General features: G+C 61.6%; 14 protein-coding genes. 8 read left to right on the top strand and 6 right to left on the bottom strand.

Features of this window, described 5'->3' with window-relative positions; all coding sequences use genetic code 11:
• Window positions 1–43: 43 nt before the first annotated feature.
• A complete protein-coding gene (locus tag NCR98_RS11995; RefSeq protein WP_016346375.1) occupies window positions 44–247 on the top strand; it encodes a cold-shock protein in 204 nt (67 codons plus the stop codon).
• A gap of 64 nt (window positions 248–311) precedes the next feature.
• Here the strand turns inward: NCR98_RS11995 and NCR98_RS12000 are convergent, their stop codons facing one another.
• On the bottom strand, window positions 312–1,586 hold the full coding sequence (locus tag NCR98_RS12000; RefSeq protein ID WP_244828124.1) for an Hsp70 family protein: 1,275 nt from the start codon (window positions 1,584–1,586) through the stop codon (window positions 312–314).
• 197 nt (window positions 1,587–1,783) lie between these two features.
• Here NCR98_RS12000 and NCR98_RS12005 point away from each other — a divergent pair, with 197 nt between their 5' ends.
• The gene (locus NCR98_RS12005; RefSeq protein ID WP_244826348.1) at window positions 1,784–3,271 is read left to right on the top strand and encodes an MFS transporter; all 1,488 of its coding nucleotides are present in this window, start codon (window positions 1,784–1,786) and stop codon (window positions 3,269–3,271) included.
• 49 nt (window positions 3,272–3,320) lie between these two features.
• Here NCR98_RS12005 and NCR98_RS12010 read toward each other — a convergent pair whose 3' ends face one another.
• Both NCR98_RS12010 and NCR98_RS12015 read right to left on the bottom strand, forming a co-directional pair.
• Entirely contained in the window at window positions 3,321–3,917 is a 597-nt protein-coding gene (locus NCR98_RS12010; protein ID WP_250526306.1) for a nitroreductase family protein, read from the bottom strand.
• 210 nt (window positions 3,918–4,127) lie between these two features.
• A complete protein-coding gene (locus NCR98_RS12015) occupies window positions 4,128–5,411 on the bottom strand; it encodes an MFS transporter (RefSeq protein WP_250465776.1) in 1,284 nt (427 codons plus the stop codon).
• Window positions 5,412–5,538: 127 nt separating this feature from the next.
• Here NCR98_RS12015 and NCR98_RS12020 point away from each other — a divergent pair, with 127 nt between their 5' ends.
• Window positions 5,539–6,183, top strand: a complete 645-nt coding sequence (locus NCR98_RS12020; protein WP_502799745.1) for a TetR/AcrR family transcriptional regulator — start codon at window positions 5,539–5,541, stop codon at window positions 6,181–6,183.
• A complete protein-coding gene (locus tag NCR98_RS12025) occupies window positions 6,180–6,737 on the top strand; it encodes a DUF1415 domain-containing protein (protein WP_250509545.1) in 558 nt (185 codons plus the stop codon). The genes NCR98_RS12020 and NCR98_RS12025 overlap by 4 nt, the downstream gene beginning before the upstream one ends.
• Here the strand turns inward: NCR98_RS12025 and NCR98_RS12030 are convergent, their stop codons facing one another.
• Window positions 6,738–7,607: a class I SAM-dependent methyltransferase gene (locus NCR98_RS12030; RefSeq protein WP_250465780.1), complete on the bottom strand. Its 870-nt coding sequence runs from the start codon at window positions 7,605–7,607 to the stop codon at window positions 6,738–6,740.
• Between the two features lie 389 nt (window positions 7,608–7,996).
• Between NCR98_RS12030 and NCR98_RS12035 the strand changes: the two genes are divergently transcribed.
• Entirely contained in the window at window positions 7,997–8,317 is a 321-nt protein-coding gene (locus NCR98_RS12035; protein WP_244826352.1) for a DNA-binding protein, read from the top strand.
• A 50-nt stretch (window positions 8,318–8,367) separates the two neighbouring features.
• Here NCR98_RS12035 and NCR98_RS12040 read toward each other — a convergent pair whose 3' ends face one another.
• Window positions 8,368–9,066 carry a FadR/GntR family transcriptional regulator gene (locus NCR98_RS12040; protein ID WP_250465782.1) on the bottom strand — a complete coding sequence of 233 codons (699 nt, stop codon included), beginning with the start codon at window positions 9,064–9,066 and terminating at the stop codon, window positions 8,368–8,370.
• A gap of 253 nt (window positions 9,067–9,319) precedes the next feature.
• Here NCR98_RS12040 and NCR98_RS12045 point away from each other — a divergent pair, with 253 nt between their 5' ends.
• The 3 genes from NCR98_RS12045 (at window position 9,320) to NCR98_RS12055 (ending at window position 13,391) form a co-directional block, all read left to right on the top strand.
• Window positions 9,320–10,444: a mannitol dehydrogenase family protein gene (locus NCR98_RS12045; RefSeq protein ID WP_250526301.1), complete on the top strand. Its 1,125-nt coding sequence runs from the start codon at window positions 9,320–9,322 to the stop codon at window positions 10,442–10,444.
• A gap of 115 nt (window positions 10,445–10,559) precedes the next feature.
• Window positions 10,560–11,840 carry an MFS transporter gene (locus tag NCR98_RS12050; protein WP_244826354.1) on the top strand — a complete coding sequence of 427 codons (1,281 nt, stop codon included), beginning with the start codon at window positions 10,560–10,562 and terminating at the stop codon, window positions 11,838–11,840.
• Between the two features lie 9 nt (window positions 11,841–11,849).
• On the top strand, window positions 11,850–13,391 hold the full coding sequence (locus NCR98_RS12055) for a UxaA family hydrolase (RefSeq protein ID WP_244826355.1): 1,542 nt from the start codon (window positions 11,850–11,852) through the stop codon (window positions 13,389–13,391).
• A 120-nt stretch (window positions 13,392–13,511) separates the two neighbouring features.
• Here NCR98_RS12055 and NCR98_RS12060 read toward each other — a convergent pair whose 3' ends face one another.
• Entirely contained in the window at window positions 13,512–15,152 is a 1,641-nt protein-coding gene (locus tag NCR98_RS12060; protein ID WP_250526302.1) for an NAD(P)/FAD-dependent oxidoreductase, read from the bottom strand.
• Between the last annotated feature and the right edge of the window lie 199 nt (window positions 15,153–15,351).

The raw sequence follows: 15,351 nt of genomic DNA on the forward strand, positions 1-15,351 counted from the left end.
CCTTGGCTTCGGCCTCATTCATCAATTTTTTGGAATAAGTAACATGGAAACCGGTACCGTCAAGTGGTTTAATGACGCAAAGGGCTTTGGCTTCATCACCCCGGATGGCGGCGGCGAAGATCTGTTCGCACACTTCTCGGAAATCCGCATTGAGGGTTTCAAGACACTTCAAGAAAACCAAAAGGTTACCTACGAAGTGAAGACTGGCCCCAAGGGCAAGCAAGCAGCGAACATCAAGCCGGCGTAAGTTTTTATCCGGCTTAAAGAAAACCCCGCCTCGGCGGGGTTTTTTGCATCTGGAACGAGCGCGATCAGGTAAAGACGCGTTGCGCGTAAATACCGAGACCCGTCGCCACACTGGCAAGTCGATCGCCGAATACGGCTCGTGCGCCGGGAAAAGCCGCCGCGAGCGCATCGGACAGAAAGCGCAAACCGGTGGTGCCGCCCGTGAAGTACACGGCGCCGACATCCGCGTTCGCCACGCCCGCGCGTTTCACCGTTTCCAGCGCCGCTTCGACGATACGCCGCGTCTCGTCCGCGCCCGCTTCGATCAGCTGCGCTTCGTCGAATGCGACGCGCAGCGCTTCCTCCACCTCTTCCATGTCAATCTCGGTTACGCCGCCCGCCGCCACGTCGATCTTCGCTTCCTCAGCGTGCGCGGTCAGCGCATGCCCGAGCCTGCGATCGACGACGCGCATTAGCCGGTCATGCAGACGCGGTTCGGTGTAAAGGTGGCGCATCAGTTGCAATTCGCTCACGCGCTTGGGCGTGTAGACGGTATTGATCAGATGCCACGTCGCCAGATCGAAATACACGCGGTTCGGCACTTCGCGCCCTTGCGGATCGAGCGTCTGATAACCGAGTTCGCGCAAAACGGTCGTCAGCTCGACGCGCCGGTCGAAATCCGTGCCGGCCACGTGCACACCGTGATGCGCGAGGACATCGCTTTTTCGGTCTAGCTGGCGAGCGCGCTCGGGCCCCACGCGAACGAGCGAGAAGTCGGACGTACCGCCGCCGATATCCGCGACCAGCACGAGCCCTTCCTGCGTCAGGCGCGCTTCGTAATCGAATGCGGCGGCGATCGGTTCGTATTGAAAGTGAATCTCGCGCAAGCCGATGGCGTGCGCGCACGCTTCGAGTTGCGACTGCGCGAGGCGGTCGGCGCGCGGATCGTCATCGACGAAAAAGACCGGACGGCCGAGAACCGCGCGATCGAGCGGACTTGGCGAGACCGCCTGCGCTTTCTGCTTCAGATGCTGCAGAAAAAGCGTGATGACGTCTGTGTACTTGATGGCGGAGCCGTCGCCGAGATCGGTGCTAGTGTCGGCGAGCGGCGAGCCGAGAATGCTTTTCATCGAACGCATGAGGCGGCCGTCGAAGCCGTCTATATACGATTCGAGCGCGGCGCGGCCATAGGACTGGCTGTTTTCGTCCGTGTTGAAGAAGACGGCCGTCGGAAGCGTGGTTGCCTCGCCCTCGACGGGAGCCAGCCGGATCGAATGGCCACCCTGCGTCTGCGCCTGAATCGCGGCAGGCACGGCGACGGCGGAATTCGACGTGCCAAAATCGATCGCACAGTAGGTCATGGACATCGAGGCAGCGTTACGAGGCAACGCCGCATTCAAAAGTGGACAGGGTTTGTAGCATGTTCGGCGGCATGCATCAACCGCATTCGAACCCGTCTGGAACCGCCACGACGCTTCAACCGGCGCGGAATGCAACTTGCTCGCCAAAGCGGCAATTTATTCACTGTTGCGCGCGCGGATGCGGCGGGCACGAGCCAATGAACGACACTACCTTACCGCAGGAAAATCGTTCGACTGCGAGCGCCAGCGATCGATCCGACATCATAGAAACCGATTTACCGGGACGGCTCGACCGTCTGCCCTGGGGACGGTTTCATACGTTGATCGTATTCGCGCTCGGCATCACGTGGCTGCTCGATGGGCTCGAAGTCACACTCGCGGGCGCGGTGGCGAGCGCATTGAAGTCGAGCCCGGCGCTGCACTTCAACAACACGGATGTCGGCATCGCCGGCAGCGCATATATTGCGGGCGCGGTGGTCGGCGCGCTTGGCTTCGGCTGGCTCACCGACCGGCTCGGAAGACGCAAGCTCTTCTTCATCACGCTCTTTCTCTATGTGGCCGCGACCGCCGCAACCGCGTTCTCATGGGATCTCGCAAGTTTCGTGCTGTTCCGCTTTCTGACGGGCGCGGGCATCGGCGGCGAATACACGGCCATCAATTCCACGATCCAGGAATTCACGCCTGCACGCTTGCGCGGCTGGACCGATCTCGCCATTAACGGCACGTTCTGGATCGGCGCGGGCATTGGCGCGGCCGGTTCGCTCGTTTTGCTCGATCCGGGCCTGATGCCGCCCGATTGGGGCTGGCGCGGGTGCTTTCTAATCGGCGCGGCGCTCGGTCTCACCATTCTCTTCATGCGGATGTGGGTGCCGGAAAGTCCGCGCTGGCTCATCACGCATAACCGCGTCGATGAAGCGAAGCAGATTGTCGAGGACATCGAAGCGCATTTTCGCAAGCACGGCGTCGAAATACCGAACACGCCGATCAAGCCGCTGCGCCTAAAGATGCGCGAGCACACGCCACTTTCGGAAGTCGCGCACACGCTGTTTCATGTGCATCGGAGCCGCTCGCTGGTCGGCCTCATGTTGATGACCGCGCAGGCGTTCTTCTACAACGCAATCTTTTTCACTTACGCGCTCGTGCTGACGGACTTCTATCACGTGCCGGGCGATCACATCGGCTGGTACGTGCTGCCGTTCGCGGCGGGCAACTTCCTCGGCCCCGTTCTGCTCGGCAAGCTATTCGACGTGCTCGGCCGACGCCGGATGATCGCCTTCACTTACGCGATCTCGGGCGTGCTGCTCACGATCAGCGGATGGATGTTCATGCACGGAATGCTTTCCGTGACCACGCAGACGATAGCGTGGATGGTGATTTTCTTCTTCGCGTCGGCGGCGGCGAGTTCGGCCTATCTGACGGTCAGCGAGACGTTTCCGCTTGAGATTCGCGCGCTTGCCATCGCCGTGTTTTATGCGTTCGGTACGGCGCTCGGCGGGATCATCGGGCCGGCGCTGTTCGGGCAACTCATCGATACGCATCAGCGTGGCGCGGTGTTCGTCGGCTATCTGATCGGCTCCGCGCTGATGATCGCGGCCGCCGTCGTGGCCGGCATCTGGGGCGTGGCGGCGGAGCGCAAGTCTCTGGAAGATGTTGCGCGGCCGCTGTCATCGGCGGATGAGGGGTGATGTCGTACACGTCCGCAGTCAAGCGCACCCGCGCCGCGTAAGCCTGGCTTCACTCGAAACTCTTTCCCCACGCGCCTTCGAACGAGGTCTCGCCCAGCGCCTTGCGTGCTCGCGGCGCGGCCTCGCGTTCGCGAAGCGCGTCGTCGAGAAGATTCGCGTCGCCGTGATTACCGATTGCGATCATCGCGATGATCTCTACCTCCGGCGGAATCTCGAACGCCGCGCGGAACGCGTCGCGATCGAAGCCGCCCATCTGATGCGTCGCGAGCCCGAGAGCGTGCGCCTGGAGCACGAGCGCCATCGCGGCCGCGCCGGTGTCGTAGAGCGCGGTGCGGCTGACATCGCCCTTCGGCGTGAGCGTCGACGCAGTCACGCAGACCAGCACGGGCACGCGAACATTCCAGGTCCGATTGGACGGCGCGAGCGTTTCGAACGCGCGCTGGAACGCGGCTTCGTCGCGATGCCGATCGAACGCGATAAAACGCCAAGGCTGCAAATTGCTCGATGAAGGCGCCCAGCGCGCCGCTTCGAGCAGGCTATGCAGATGCTCGCGGCTCAGCGGCGCCTCGGAGAACGCGCGCGGGCTCCAGCGGCCCGCGAGTAGTTCGTGGATATCGACTTCGGTTGCGGCGGGTTTGGCGGTCATCATTGGAATCCTTCAGCGAATGGAAGAAGCGAGGCCTGCCCATCACGATAACGGCTTGCAGCAGTCAACCGCACAACGCTACCACTTCGATTCAGCACCGCTGCCTCGCGCCGCCCTCAAAAGCGCAAACGGCGCGCATCGGCCCAATGCGCGCCGTTCAAGTATCGAACGACAAGGATAAGTCACGGACTCACACGTCCGCAAAAGTGCTCAAGTGGCGGCGACGCCCATCGACCGCCCCGCGCGATTGATCCGCAGCACCGTAACGGCTGCGACGAGGCAAAGACCGCCAGAGATCATCGTCGCCACGGTGTAGCTGCCGAGGCTCGACCGCAGCATGCCGCCGCCCAGCGCCGCGAACGCCGCGCCGAGCTGGTGCCCCGCCACGATCCAGCCGAAGACGATCGGCGCCGACTCCTTGCCATAGACATCGGTGGCGAGGCGCACCGTCGGCGGCACGGTCGCGATCCAGTCGAGCCCGTAAAACACCGCGAAAAGCGGCAACCCAAAGAAGTCGATGCCAAACGCATACGGCAGATAGATCAACGACAACCCGCGCAGGCCGTAGTACCAAAACAGCAGCAGGCGCGCGTTGAAGCGATCCGAAAGCCATCCGGAAAGCGTCGTGCCGAACAAATCGAAAATGCCCATCGCCGCGAGCAAGGTCGCGCCTTGCACCTGCGTCATGCCGTAGTCGGAGCACATCGCGATCAGATGCGTGCCGACATAACCGTTCGTGCTCGCGCCGCAGACGAAAAAGCTGAAGAACAACAGCCAAAAATCGCGCGTCTTGCTCGCCATGCCGAGCGTGCCGAATGCGACCTTGATCGGATTTTTCGGCGGCGGAATGACGGCGGGCGGCGCGTCCGGGCTTTCGCCGACGGGTCGCAGCGCGACATCCGACGGACGCTCCGGCAGCAGCCACGCGACGAGCGGCACGACGACTGCGGTAGCTATCGCCACGACGAAAACCACCGGCCGCCAGCCGTGATGCTCCGACAACGCCGCGAGAAACGGCAGAAACACGAGCTGCCCGGTCGCCGAACTGGCGGTGAGAATGCCCATTGCAAGCCCGCGATGCGTCGTGAACCAGCGATTCACCACCGTCGCCGAAAGCGTGAGCGCCGCCACGCCCGTCGAGCCGCCGACCATCACGCCCCAGATCACGATCATCTGCCAGGGCGCGGTCATCATCGAGGAGAGGCCGACGCCCGCGGCCAAGGTCGCAAGCGCGGCGAGCAAGGTCGGACGCACGCCGAAGCGCTGCATGGCGGCAGCGGCGAACGGTCCGGTCAGGCCGTAAAGCGCAAGGTTGATCGAGATGGCGAGCGAAATGGTTCCGCGCGACCAGCCGAACTGTTTTTCGAGCGGCAACATCATCACGCTCGGCGTCGCGCGCGTGCCGGCCGCCGCCAGCAAAACCAGGAAAACGACGCCCACTGCGATCCAGCCGTAATGCACGCGGCCGCCAAGCCGTCTCGCTACCCAATTCATCGCTGCTCCGTTCCGTGAATTTCGTGTTTTACGCGCCGTGACGTTACCGACCTGTCACATCAGAGTTGCGAGCTTAGTTACCGATCGGTAACATGTCAAGACCCAAGCAATATTCAAGGATGCGACTGTGACACGAACTCCCGCCGACCAGCCGAAAACCCCTGCTCGCCGCGGTGTGCGAACCGACGGCGTGCAGGCTCGGGAACAATTGCTCGATGCCGCGCAGGAACTGTTTTATCGCGATGGCATCCGCGCGATTGGCGTCGATGCCGTCGTCGAACGCGCGGGCGTCAACAAGATGAGCCTGTACCGGCGCTTCGCTTCGAAAGACGAACTCGTCACCGCGTATCTGCAGCGCATGGACGAAAGATTCCGCAAGCGCTTCGAGGCAAGCGTCGAGAAGCATCCGGGCGCGCCGGCCGAGCAACTCGTTCAATCGCTCGAGGATCTCGTCGGGCGCGCGTCGGCGCCGGATTATCGCGGCTGTCCGTTTCTCAACATCGCGTGCGAATTCGGCGATCCGGCGCATCCCGCGCGGCAATCCGTCGAGCGCAACAAGCACTATCTGATCACGCGGCTCACCGAGATTTCGGCTGCTGCGGGCGCCGCCGATCCCGTCGAACTGGCAGAATCGCTGGCGTTGCTCGTCGATGGCGTCTACGCGACGAGCCAGACTTACGGTCCCGGTTCGGGGCCGATGCGCGCGGCGCCTCGCATTGCGCGCACGTTGATCGACGCGGCCTGCAAGCCGCTTATTCAGGATGCACCATGAACGACCGTAGCACCCGCGAAGAAGAAGTGATCGCGGCCACGCGCCACTGGCTCACCCGCGCTGTCATCGGCTTGAACCTGTGTCCTTTTGCCAAGAGCGTGCATGTGAAGGGACAGATTCGCTATGTCGTGAGCGACGCGCGCGGCGTGGAAGATGTCGTCGCGGAACTCGCGGACGAACTGCGCCTTTTGCGCGAAAGCGATGCAAATGACATCGACACGACGCTTTTCATCACGCCGCACGCCTTTGCGCACTTCACCGATTACAACGACGCGCTGTTCTTCGCCGACCGCTTGTTGAACGACATGGGCCTTGCCGGAGAACTGCAGATCGCGAGCTTTCATCCGCAATATCGATTCGAAGGCAGCGAGCCCGACGACATCGAGAACTATACGAATCGGGCGCCGTATCCCATCTTTCATTTGCTGCGCGAAGCGAGCATCGACCGCGCAGTGGATGCCTTTCCCGACGCCGCTGATATCTACGAACGCAACATGGAAACGCTGCGTCGCCTCGGTCACGAAGGTTTCGCGGCGTGGATGAAAAGCGACTGATCAGTGCGCGAAGAAGCGCTCGCGCAACTCGTCCAGCCCGAGCGTTTCAAGCACATCCGACAGCCGTTGCGCGGGCCGGGCGCGCGGCAAGTCCTTGAACTGAGCGATGATGAGCTCGTTTTTCATCGAATGTTCCCAGCCTACGAGTTCCGTCACGCTGACCTGATATCCGTGCGATTCGAGCTGCAGGCAGCGCAGTACATTCGTAATCTGGCTGCCGAATTCGCGCGTATGCAGCGGATGCCGCCACATCTCCGTCAGCACGTTCTTCGACAGCGCATGCCCCTTGTTCTTGCGCAGCACTGACGCGACTTCCGCCTGACAACACGGCACCACGACGATGTACTTCGCGTTCTTCTGCAGAGCGAACTGGATGGCGTCGTCCGTCGCGGTATTGCAGGCGTGCAGCGCGGTCACGACATCGATGGAATCCGGCAGCAGATTCGATTCAATCGATTCGGCCACCGACAGATTCAGAAACGACATTCCCTCGAAATCCAGCCGCTTCGCCAATTCCTCCGATTTTTGAACAAGATCCTCACGCGTCTCAATACCGTAGATGTGTGACCGATCGCGCAGAGTCTTGAAGAACAGATCGTAGAGAATAAACCCAAGGTAAGACTTCCCCGCGCCATGGTCGACAAGCGACACCGAACCCTGGCGTTCGTGAACGTCGGCAAGCAGCGGTTCGATGAACTGATAGAGGTGATAGACCTGTTTCAGTTTGCGGCGGCTGTCCTGATTCATCTTGCCGTCGCGCGTGAGGATATGAAGTTCCTTCAGCAGTTCGATCGACTGACCTGGACGGATTTCGTGCTTTGTAGTGGGGTCGGGGGTGCCCGGAGCCGACGCGGAGGACTTCTTGGCCATCGTGAAAGTAATGTTGTAATTAAAAAACGAGGCTAGTTTGCGCCGAATGTGCGCTAACCGCTGGTTCTGCCGACTCGAAAGGAGAAGTTTACCCAAAAGCGCGAAGACGCTCTTGTTCCGCCCAAGTCGACCGGCGATGCAAGACGGCTAGAAAACGCTTGGAACACTTCGTGCATTGTCCGGTATGCGGATCTGGCCGGGACGATGCACAGCGTGGGGAAGAAGCCCGGCGCGCCAATGCAGCAAGGAAGAGCAACAAGCAGGTAGCAAAGCCACGCCTCGACAACGCAGTACGCGTCGTCACCCGCGAGCGGCTTTCGTTACGTAACACCTAACACTCAGCGCGGCGATTGCGACTCGCCGGCGCCATGAACATGGAGAGGACGGCGATGGACGCGATCCCCGACAAGAAAGCAGAAAAGCAGTTTCAGGAGATGCTCGCGGCGCTGACCACGATGCCCGCCTGGAGCGAGAAGCAACAACTCGAACTCGAAATGGCTCGAGAGATTTCGGTGGAGATGCTGCGTCTCGCCGAATCGATGCGCGACGGCTCCACGGATATCGAATCGTGTCTGACCATGCTGAAGTACGCCAAGGTGATGGACTTCGTCCTGACCACGCTCGCCTCGCGCCGCGAGATCGCGCCGCAGACACTGCGCGTGATCTTCAAGCTGGCTGGCCTGAAGGTCGATGAAGCGTACCCCGGCTAACGCGGGCTAACTTTCGAGAGAACCGGTTCGTCTTTGAAGGCGCGCCGGTTTCAGCCTTTGCGCCGTGTCATCAGACGCTCGGCCGACTTGCGCATGTGCCGCTGCATTGCGGCTTGAGCCTGCACCGCGTCCCGCGCTTCGAGCGCCTCGAGAATCTCGAGATGTTCGCCAAGCGCGGCCGCCCAGGTTTCCTCCCCCTCGAAATGTCCGCGTAACGTGGATGACAGCGGACTATGCCGTTCGTCATAGAGACTGCCCACTGTCCTGACCAGCACGTCGTTGCCCGACATCTGCGCGATCGCAACGTGAAACGCGCGGTCGGCGCTCATCGGCACTTGTCCCGCTTCGACTTCGCGCGCCATGGTCTCGTAGACGGCGCGCAGCGTCTTCAATGCCTTGGGCTTGGCAAACGGCGCGACATTCGCGGCAATCGCGCCTTCGATCACGCTGCGCGCATTCATGATCTCGATCGGGCTCTCGCCCAGTTCCGCCTCGGTGGCGGGCGGCTTCGCCACGGGCGTCGCGCAGATATAGACGCCCGAGCCCATGCGAATCTCGACTCGCCCTTCCAGTTCCAGCGCAACCAGCGCCTCGCGCACCGAAGGCCGCGACACGCCCAACGTCTGCGCGAGTTCGCGCTCGGAGGGCAACCGGCCGTTCGGCGCAAAGTCCTGCTGTTCGATCAGAGCGCGCAGTTTGTCGGCGATCTGAAGGTAGAGGCGACGCGTTTCGACTGGTTTGACACTCACGTGCACACTCCTGCATGTCTCGGGGAAAACGTGGATTGTAATCAGCGGAAGGGTTGACGCACCGTACGAAGCGCGTTCGACGGTTTTCAAACGCTTACAAGTGGCTTGACCAATTCCAATTCGAGCCACTAGTATGCATTTCGGTAAGGCCAGATGGGCCATATTTTTTACGGCTGTCTGGAACCGTTCCCAACGACAATACCCCCTATGTACTTCGCCGTCGCATCGAGCGATGGCGCGATAGCCGCCCGACATGACCAATCCGATTCTCCAGTTCGGCACGAGCCGTTTCCTGCAAGCGCACGTTGACTTCTTCGTGGCCGACGCCGCGCGGCGCGATCCTGCGAAAGCGCTCGGCAAGATCACCGTCGTGCAGACCACGTCGAGTCCTGACAGCCGCGCGCGCGTCGATGCGCTGCGCGCCACGGGCCGCTATCCGGTACGCATTCGCGGACGCGAGCGCGACGCGACCGTCGACACCACCATCGAATGCGATTCGATCACCGAAGCGCTGCACGCCAACGACGACTGGCCGCTGTTGCTAGAACGCATGGAACGCGACGTGAAGGTGATCGTCTCGAACACGGCCGACACGGGTTACGCCCTTTTCGACGAAGACACGGCCGACCTGCTCGATGGCGCGCGTACGCCGCGCGGATTCGCGGCCAAGCTCGCCGTGCTGCTGCACGCACGCTTCAAGGCGAGCGCGGCGCCGATCACGCTGTTGCCGTGCGAACTCGTCTCGCGTAACGGCGACACCTTGCGCGACCTCGTGCTCGACTTGGCGCGCAAATGGAATGCGGACGACGCGTTCATCGCTTACTTGTCGAACGATTGCGTCTGGGTGAATTCGCTCGTGGACCGCATCGTGTCGGAGCCTATCCTGCCGGTCGGCGCGATTGCCGAGCCTTACGCGTTGTGGGCAATCGAGCGGCAAGCGGGCATGACCTTGCCGTGCGAACACGAAGACATCGTCGTCACCGACGACCTCGCGCACTACGAGCGCCTGAAACTGCTGCTGCTCAACCTCGGCCACACGATGCTCGCGGAAATCTGGCGCACGCGCGACGGCGCGCCCGACATGACCGTGCTCGACGCGATGCGCGATTCCGCGTACCGCGAGCCGCTCGAAGCCACCTGGCGCGACGAAGTGCTGCCGGTGTTTGTCGCACTCGGCAAGGGCGACGTGGCAAGCGACTACCTCGCGAGCGTGCGCGACCGCTTCGAGAACCCGTTTCTCGTGCACAAGCTCGCGGATATCGCGCGCAATCACGACGAGAAGAAAGTGCGGCGTTTTCAACCTGTGATCGATTTCGCCGCCGAACTCGAACTCGATATCGAACAAAAGCGCCTGCGCGATGCATTGAACGCGCATTGAGATCCGCCAAAGAACGCGGACTCCCGTCACACCGTTTTTGAATCACGGCTCACCGCGTCGGCATGGCGGTTCGGGCCGGCAGAAATGAAATGCCATCATCCCGAGGAGACAAACGATGCGCAAAATGCGTTGGGTAGTGATATTTCTGGCCTTTCTGGCCATCGCGATCAATTACATCGATCGCGCGAATCTGGCCGTGGCTGCACCGCAGATTGAGAAGGCGCTCGGCATTGGGCCGGCGGAAATGGGCTTCATCCTGAGCGGCTTCTTCTGGACCTACGCGCTCATGCAGATGCCTTTCGGCTGGTTCGTTGACCGCGTGGGCGCGCGAATCGCACTGCCGCTTGCGGTGGGCTGGTGGTCGGTGTTCACGGCGCTCACCGCCACCGCGACGAGCGTCGCGGGCATGTTCGGCTGCCGGCTGATGCTGGGCGTCGGCGAAGCGGGCGCGTATCCGTCGTGCGCGAAGCTCGTCGCGCAGTGGTTCAAGCCGCAGCAGCGCGCGTTTGCCACCAGCATCTTCGATAGCGGCTCGCGTGTCGGTTCCGCGCTGTCGATTCCTGTTGTTGCGCTCATCATCAGCTCGGTGGGCTGGGAAGCGTCGTTCGTCATCACTGGCGCACTCGGCGCGGTGTGGATCTTGGGCTGGTTCCTCATTTACCGTAATAAGTCGCTCGGCGACCTCACCGGTCCCGTGGATGTCCCGCCGCAACCGGTCGCGCCGAAGAACAAGGTCTCGTGGGGCTCGCTCTTCAAGTACCGCACGCTGTGGGGCATGATGCTCGGCTTCTTCTGCCTGAACTTCGTGATCTATTTCTTCATCACCTGGTTTCCGAGCTATCTCGTGCAGACGCATGGCTTCTCGCTCAAGTCGCTCGGCACGCTCGGCATGATTCCGGCGCTGATGTCGATCCCCGGCGGCTGGCTCGGCGGCGTCGTGTCCGACTCGCTCTTCAAGCGCGGCTGGAGCCTCACGGCGGCGCGCAAGACCTGCATGGTCGGCGGCATGCTGCTGTCGTCGGTCATCACGCTCTCGGCGTTCACCACGAACATCTATCTGATGCTCGGCTTTTTCGGCGTTGCATACGGCAGCCTCGCGTTCGCCGCGGCCAGCATCTGGTCGCTGCCGGGCGATGTTGCACCGACGCCGGGACACGTCGCGTCCATCGGTGGCATTCAGAATTTCGCGTCGAATCTGGCGGGTATCGTCATCACGACGTTCACGGGCGTCATGGTCGAAATGACGAAAGGCTCGTTCACCATTCCGCTGTGTGTTGCAGGCGGCTTCTGCTTTCTCGGTGCGTTCAGCTATCTTGTGATTGTCGGCAAGATCGAACCGCTCAACCGCGCCGAAACGGAAGCCCTCGCCGACAAGCGCGCTCCCTCCACGATCTAAGAAAACATCATGTCCACCACATCCACCGACCATGCGGTCATCCGGCTGCATCCCAAAGACGATGTCGTCATCGCGACACGTCAGTTGCTCTCCGGCGCGCGCATCGCGTCGGAGGATCTCGTCGTCATGGGCCTGATTCCGCCGGGCCACAAGATCGCGACGCGCGCCATCGCCGCAGGCGAGCCCGTCAAGCGCTACAACCAGATCATCGGCGTGGCGAAGGACGCCATCGCACGCGGCCAGCATGTCCACACGCAGAATCTGTCGATGGCCGAGTTCGCGCGCGAGCACGAGTTCGGCATCGACAAGCATCCGACGCCTTTCGTCGATGAACCCGCGACGTTCATGGGTATTCGCCGCGACGACGGCCGCGTGGCGACGCGCAATTTCGTCGGCGTGCTGACGAGCGTCAATTGCTCGGCGACCGTCGCGCGCGCGATTGCTGATCACTTTCGGCGCGACGTTCATCCGGAAGCGCTGGCGGACTACCCGAACGTCGATGGCGTGATTGCGCTCACACATGGCTTGGGATGCGGCATCGACATGCAGGGCGATGGCCTTGCCATCTTGCGTCGCACGCTGGCGGGATACGCGGTGCATCCGAATTTCTATTCGGTGCTCTTCGTCGGCCTGGGATGCGAGACCAATCAGATTTCCGGCGTGCTCGAAGCAAGCGGACTGAAAGACGGCGAGCGTCTGCGCAGCTTTACGATTCAGGACAGCGGCGGGACGAGAAAGACGATCGAGCACGGCATCGCATTGGTCAAGGAGATGCTCACGGAAGCGAATCGCGTCAAGCGCGAGCCGGTGCCGGCGTCGCATCTGATCGTCGGTTTGCAATGCGGCGGGTCGGATGGCTACTCGGGCATTTCGGCGAATCCGGCGCTCGGCGCGGCTGTCGATAAACTCGTCGCGCATGGCGGCACGGCGATTCTCTCCGAGACACCGGAGGTTTATGGCGCGGAACATTTGCTGACGCGGCGCGCGGTCAGCCGTGAAGTCGGCGAGAAACTGCTGACGCGTATCAAGTGGTGGGAGGACTATTGCGCGCGCAACGGTGCGGCGATGGACAACAATCCATCGGCGGGCAACAAGGTCGGCGGGCTGACCACGATTCTCGAAAAGTCGCTTGGCGCGGTGGCCAAGGGCGGCACGACCAATCTCGTCGAGGTTTATGAATACGCACAGCGCGTCGACGCCAAGGGCTTCGTGTTCATGGATTCACCCGGCTACGATCCGATGTCTGCAACGGGTCAGGTTGCTTCGGGCGCGAATCTCATCTGCTTCACGACCGGACGTGGTTCGGCTTACGGCTGCGCGCCTTCGCCATCGCTCAAGCTCGCGACGAACACCGCGCTCTGGGAGCGGCAAGAAGAGGATATGGATATCAACTGCGGCGGCGTGATCGATGGAACGGCGAGCATCGGGCAACTCGGCGACCAGATTTTTCAGATGATGCTCGACTGCGCGTCGGGCGTGGCATCGAAGAGCGAACTGCACGGGTATGGGCAGAGTGAGTTCGTGCCCTGGCAGGTGGGCGTGGTTACTTGAGGTTCTTTGGATGCGGATGAAAGGGCGCAACGGTGACGATGCGCCCTTTTTCGTTTTAGAGGCAATGGGCGGTGGTTATGTCTCTTCGACGTTTGCATGGACAGCAAATGAGTCACGACGTTACCGGACGGCCGCCTCATGTTCCGCCATCATCCTCAACGCGACGGCCTCCGCGACTTCGATTCCGTCGATCGCCGCTGAATAGATCCCGCCCGCATAACCCGCGCCCTCGCCCGCCGGATACAAGCCTTCGACATTGACGCTTTGGTAATCGTCATTATTGCGGCGCACCCGCAGCGGCGACGACGTGCGCGTCTCGACGCCAGTGAGAACGGCGTCGTGCATCGCGAAGCCGGGGATCTTCTTATCGAGCTCAGGCAGTGCTTCTCGGATGGCTTCGATCACATAATCGGGCAACGCGGTGCTGAGATCGGTCGGCTTGACGCCTGGCTTGTACGAAGGCACGACCGATCCAAGCGATGTCGAAGCGCGCCTCGCGATGAAGTCGCCCACAAGCTGTGCAGGCGCGCTGTAATCGCCGCCGCCCAGTTCGAACGCACGCTCTTCCCACATGCGCTGGAAGGCGATGCCCGCGAGTGGACCGCCCGGATAATCTTCCGGCGTGATGCCGACGACGATGCCCGCGTTCGCATTACGTTCGGCGCGCGAGTACTGGCTCATGCCATTGGTCACGACTCGGCCGGGCTCCGACGTCGCCGCGACAACCGTTCCGCCAGGACACATGCAAAAGCTGTAGACAGCGCGGCCGTTGCTGCAATGGTGGACGACTTTATAGTCCGCGGCGCCAAGCCGTTCGTGACCGGCGAATTTGCCGAAACGGCTCCGATCGATAATGCCCTGCGGATGCTCGATACGAAACCCGAGCGAAAACGGCTTCGCCTCCATGAAAACGCCGCGATCGTTCAACATCTGGAAGGTATCGCGCGCGCTATGTCCGACGGCCAGCACAACGTGATCGCAGCGCAGCGTTTCTCCGCTCGACAGGCGTAGACCGCGCACCTTGCCATCGTCGATGTCGATATCCTCGACGCGCTGCTCGAATCGTACTTCGCCGCCGAGTTGATGAATATTCGCGCGCATCTTTTCGACCATGCTGACCAGTCGAAACGTGCCGATATGCGGCCGGCTCAAATACAGGATGTCTTCAGGCGCGCCCGCTTTGACGAACTCGTCGAGGACTTTACGGCCGTAGTGCTTCGGATCCTTGATTTGACTGTAGAGCTTGCCGTCGGAGAAGGTGCCGGCGCCGCCTTCGCCGAACTGCACATTGGACTCCGGATTGAGTTCGTTTCGGCGCCACAGACCCCAAGTGTCTTTCGTCCGCTCGCGCACGGCTTTTCCACGCTCGAGGATGATCGGGCGAAAACCCATTTGCGCGAGAATTAGCCCGGCAAACAGCCCACACGGCCCCATGCCGATGACGACGGGGCGAAGCTGGCTCGATGCTTCAGGCGCCTTGGCCACGAAGTGGTAAGCCATATCCGGCGTAATGCCGACATGCGGATGCGGCCGGGCCTTTAGTCGCGCGAGCACCGACGCTTCATCTGCCAACTCCACATCGATGATGTACGTAAGCTTGATGTCGGCGCGCTTGCGTGCATCGTGCGCGCGGCGAAAGACATGGAAGCGCACGAGTTCGCTTGACGTCACGCCGATTTCTTTAAGGCGTGCGATGACCGCAGGCTCGATGGCCGAATCGGGATGATCGAGCGGAAGCTTGATTTCGCTTAAACGTAGCATGGGAACTCGAATGGCAATCGGCTGCGCAATGTTTTGCTGATTTTATCGCGCGATCAAGGCACGCACGGCTGATCGAATCTGGCGTATCAGCCCAATGCCGCAGAAACGCAAAAACCCCACCTGTTTGGGGGTGGGGTTTTTGTTGCTGCATGAGGAGCCTGACGATTACCTACTTTCACACGGGAGATCCGCACTATCA

It is taken from the genome of Caballeronia sp. GAWG2-1 (genome assembly GCF_023631405.1).
Taxonomy (GTDB): domain Bacteria; phylum Pseudomonadota; class Gammaproteobacteria; order Burkholderiales; family Burkholderiaceae; genus Caballeronia.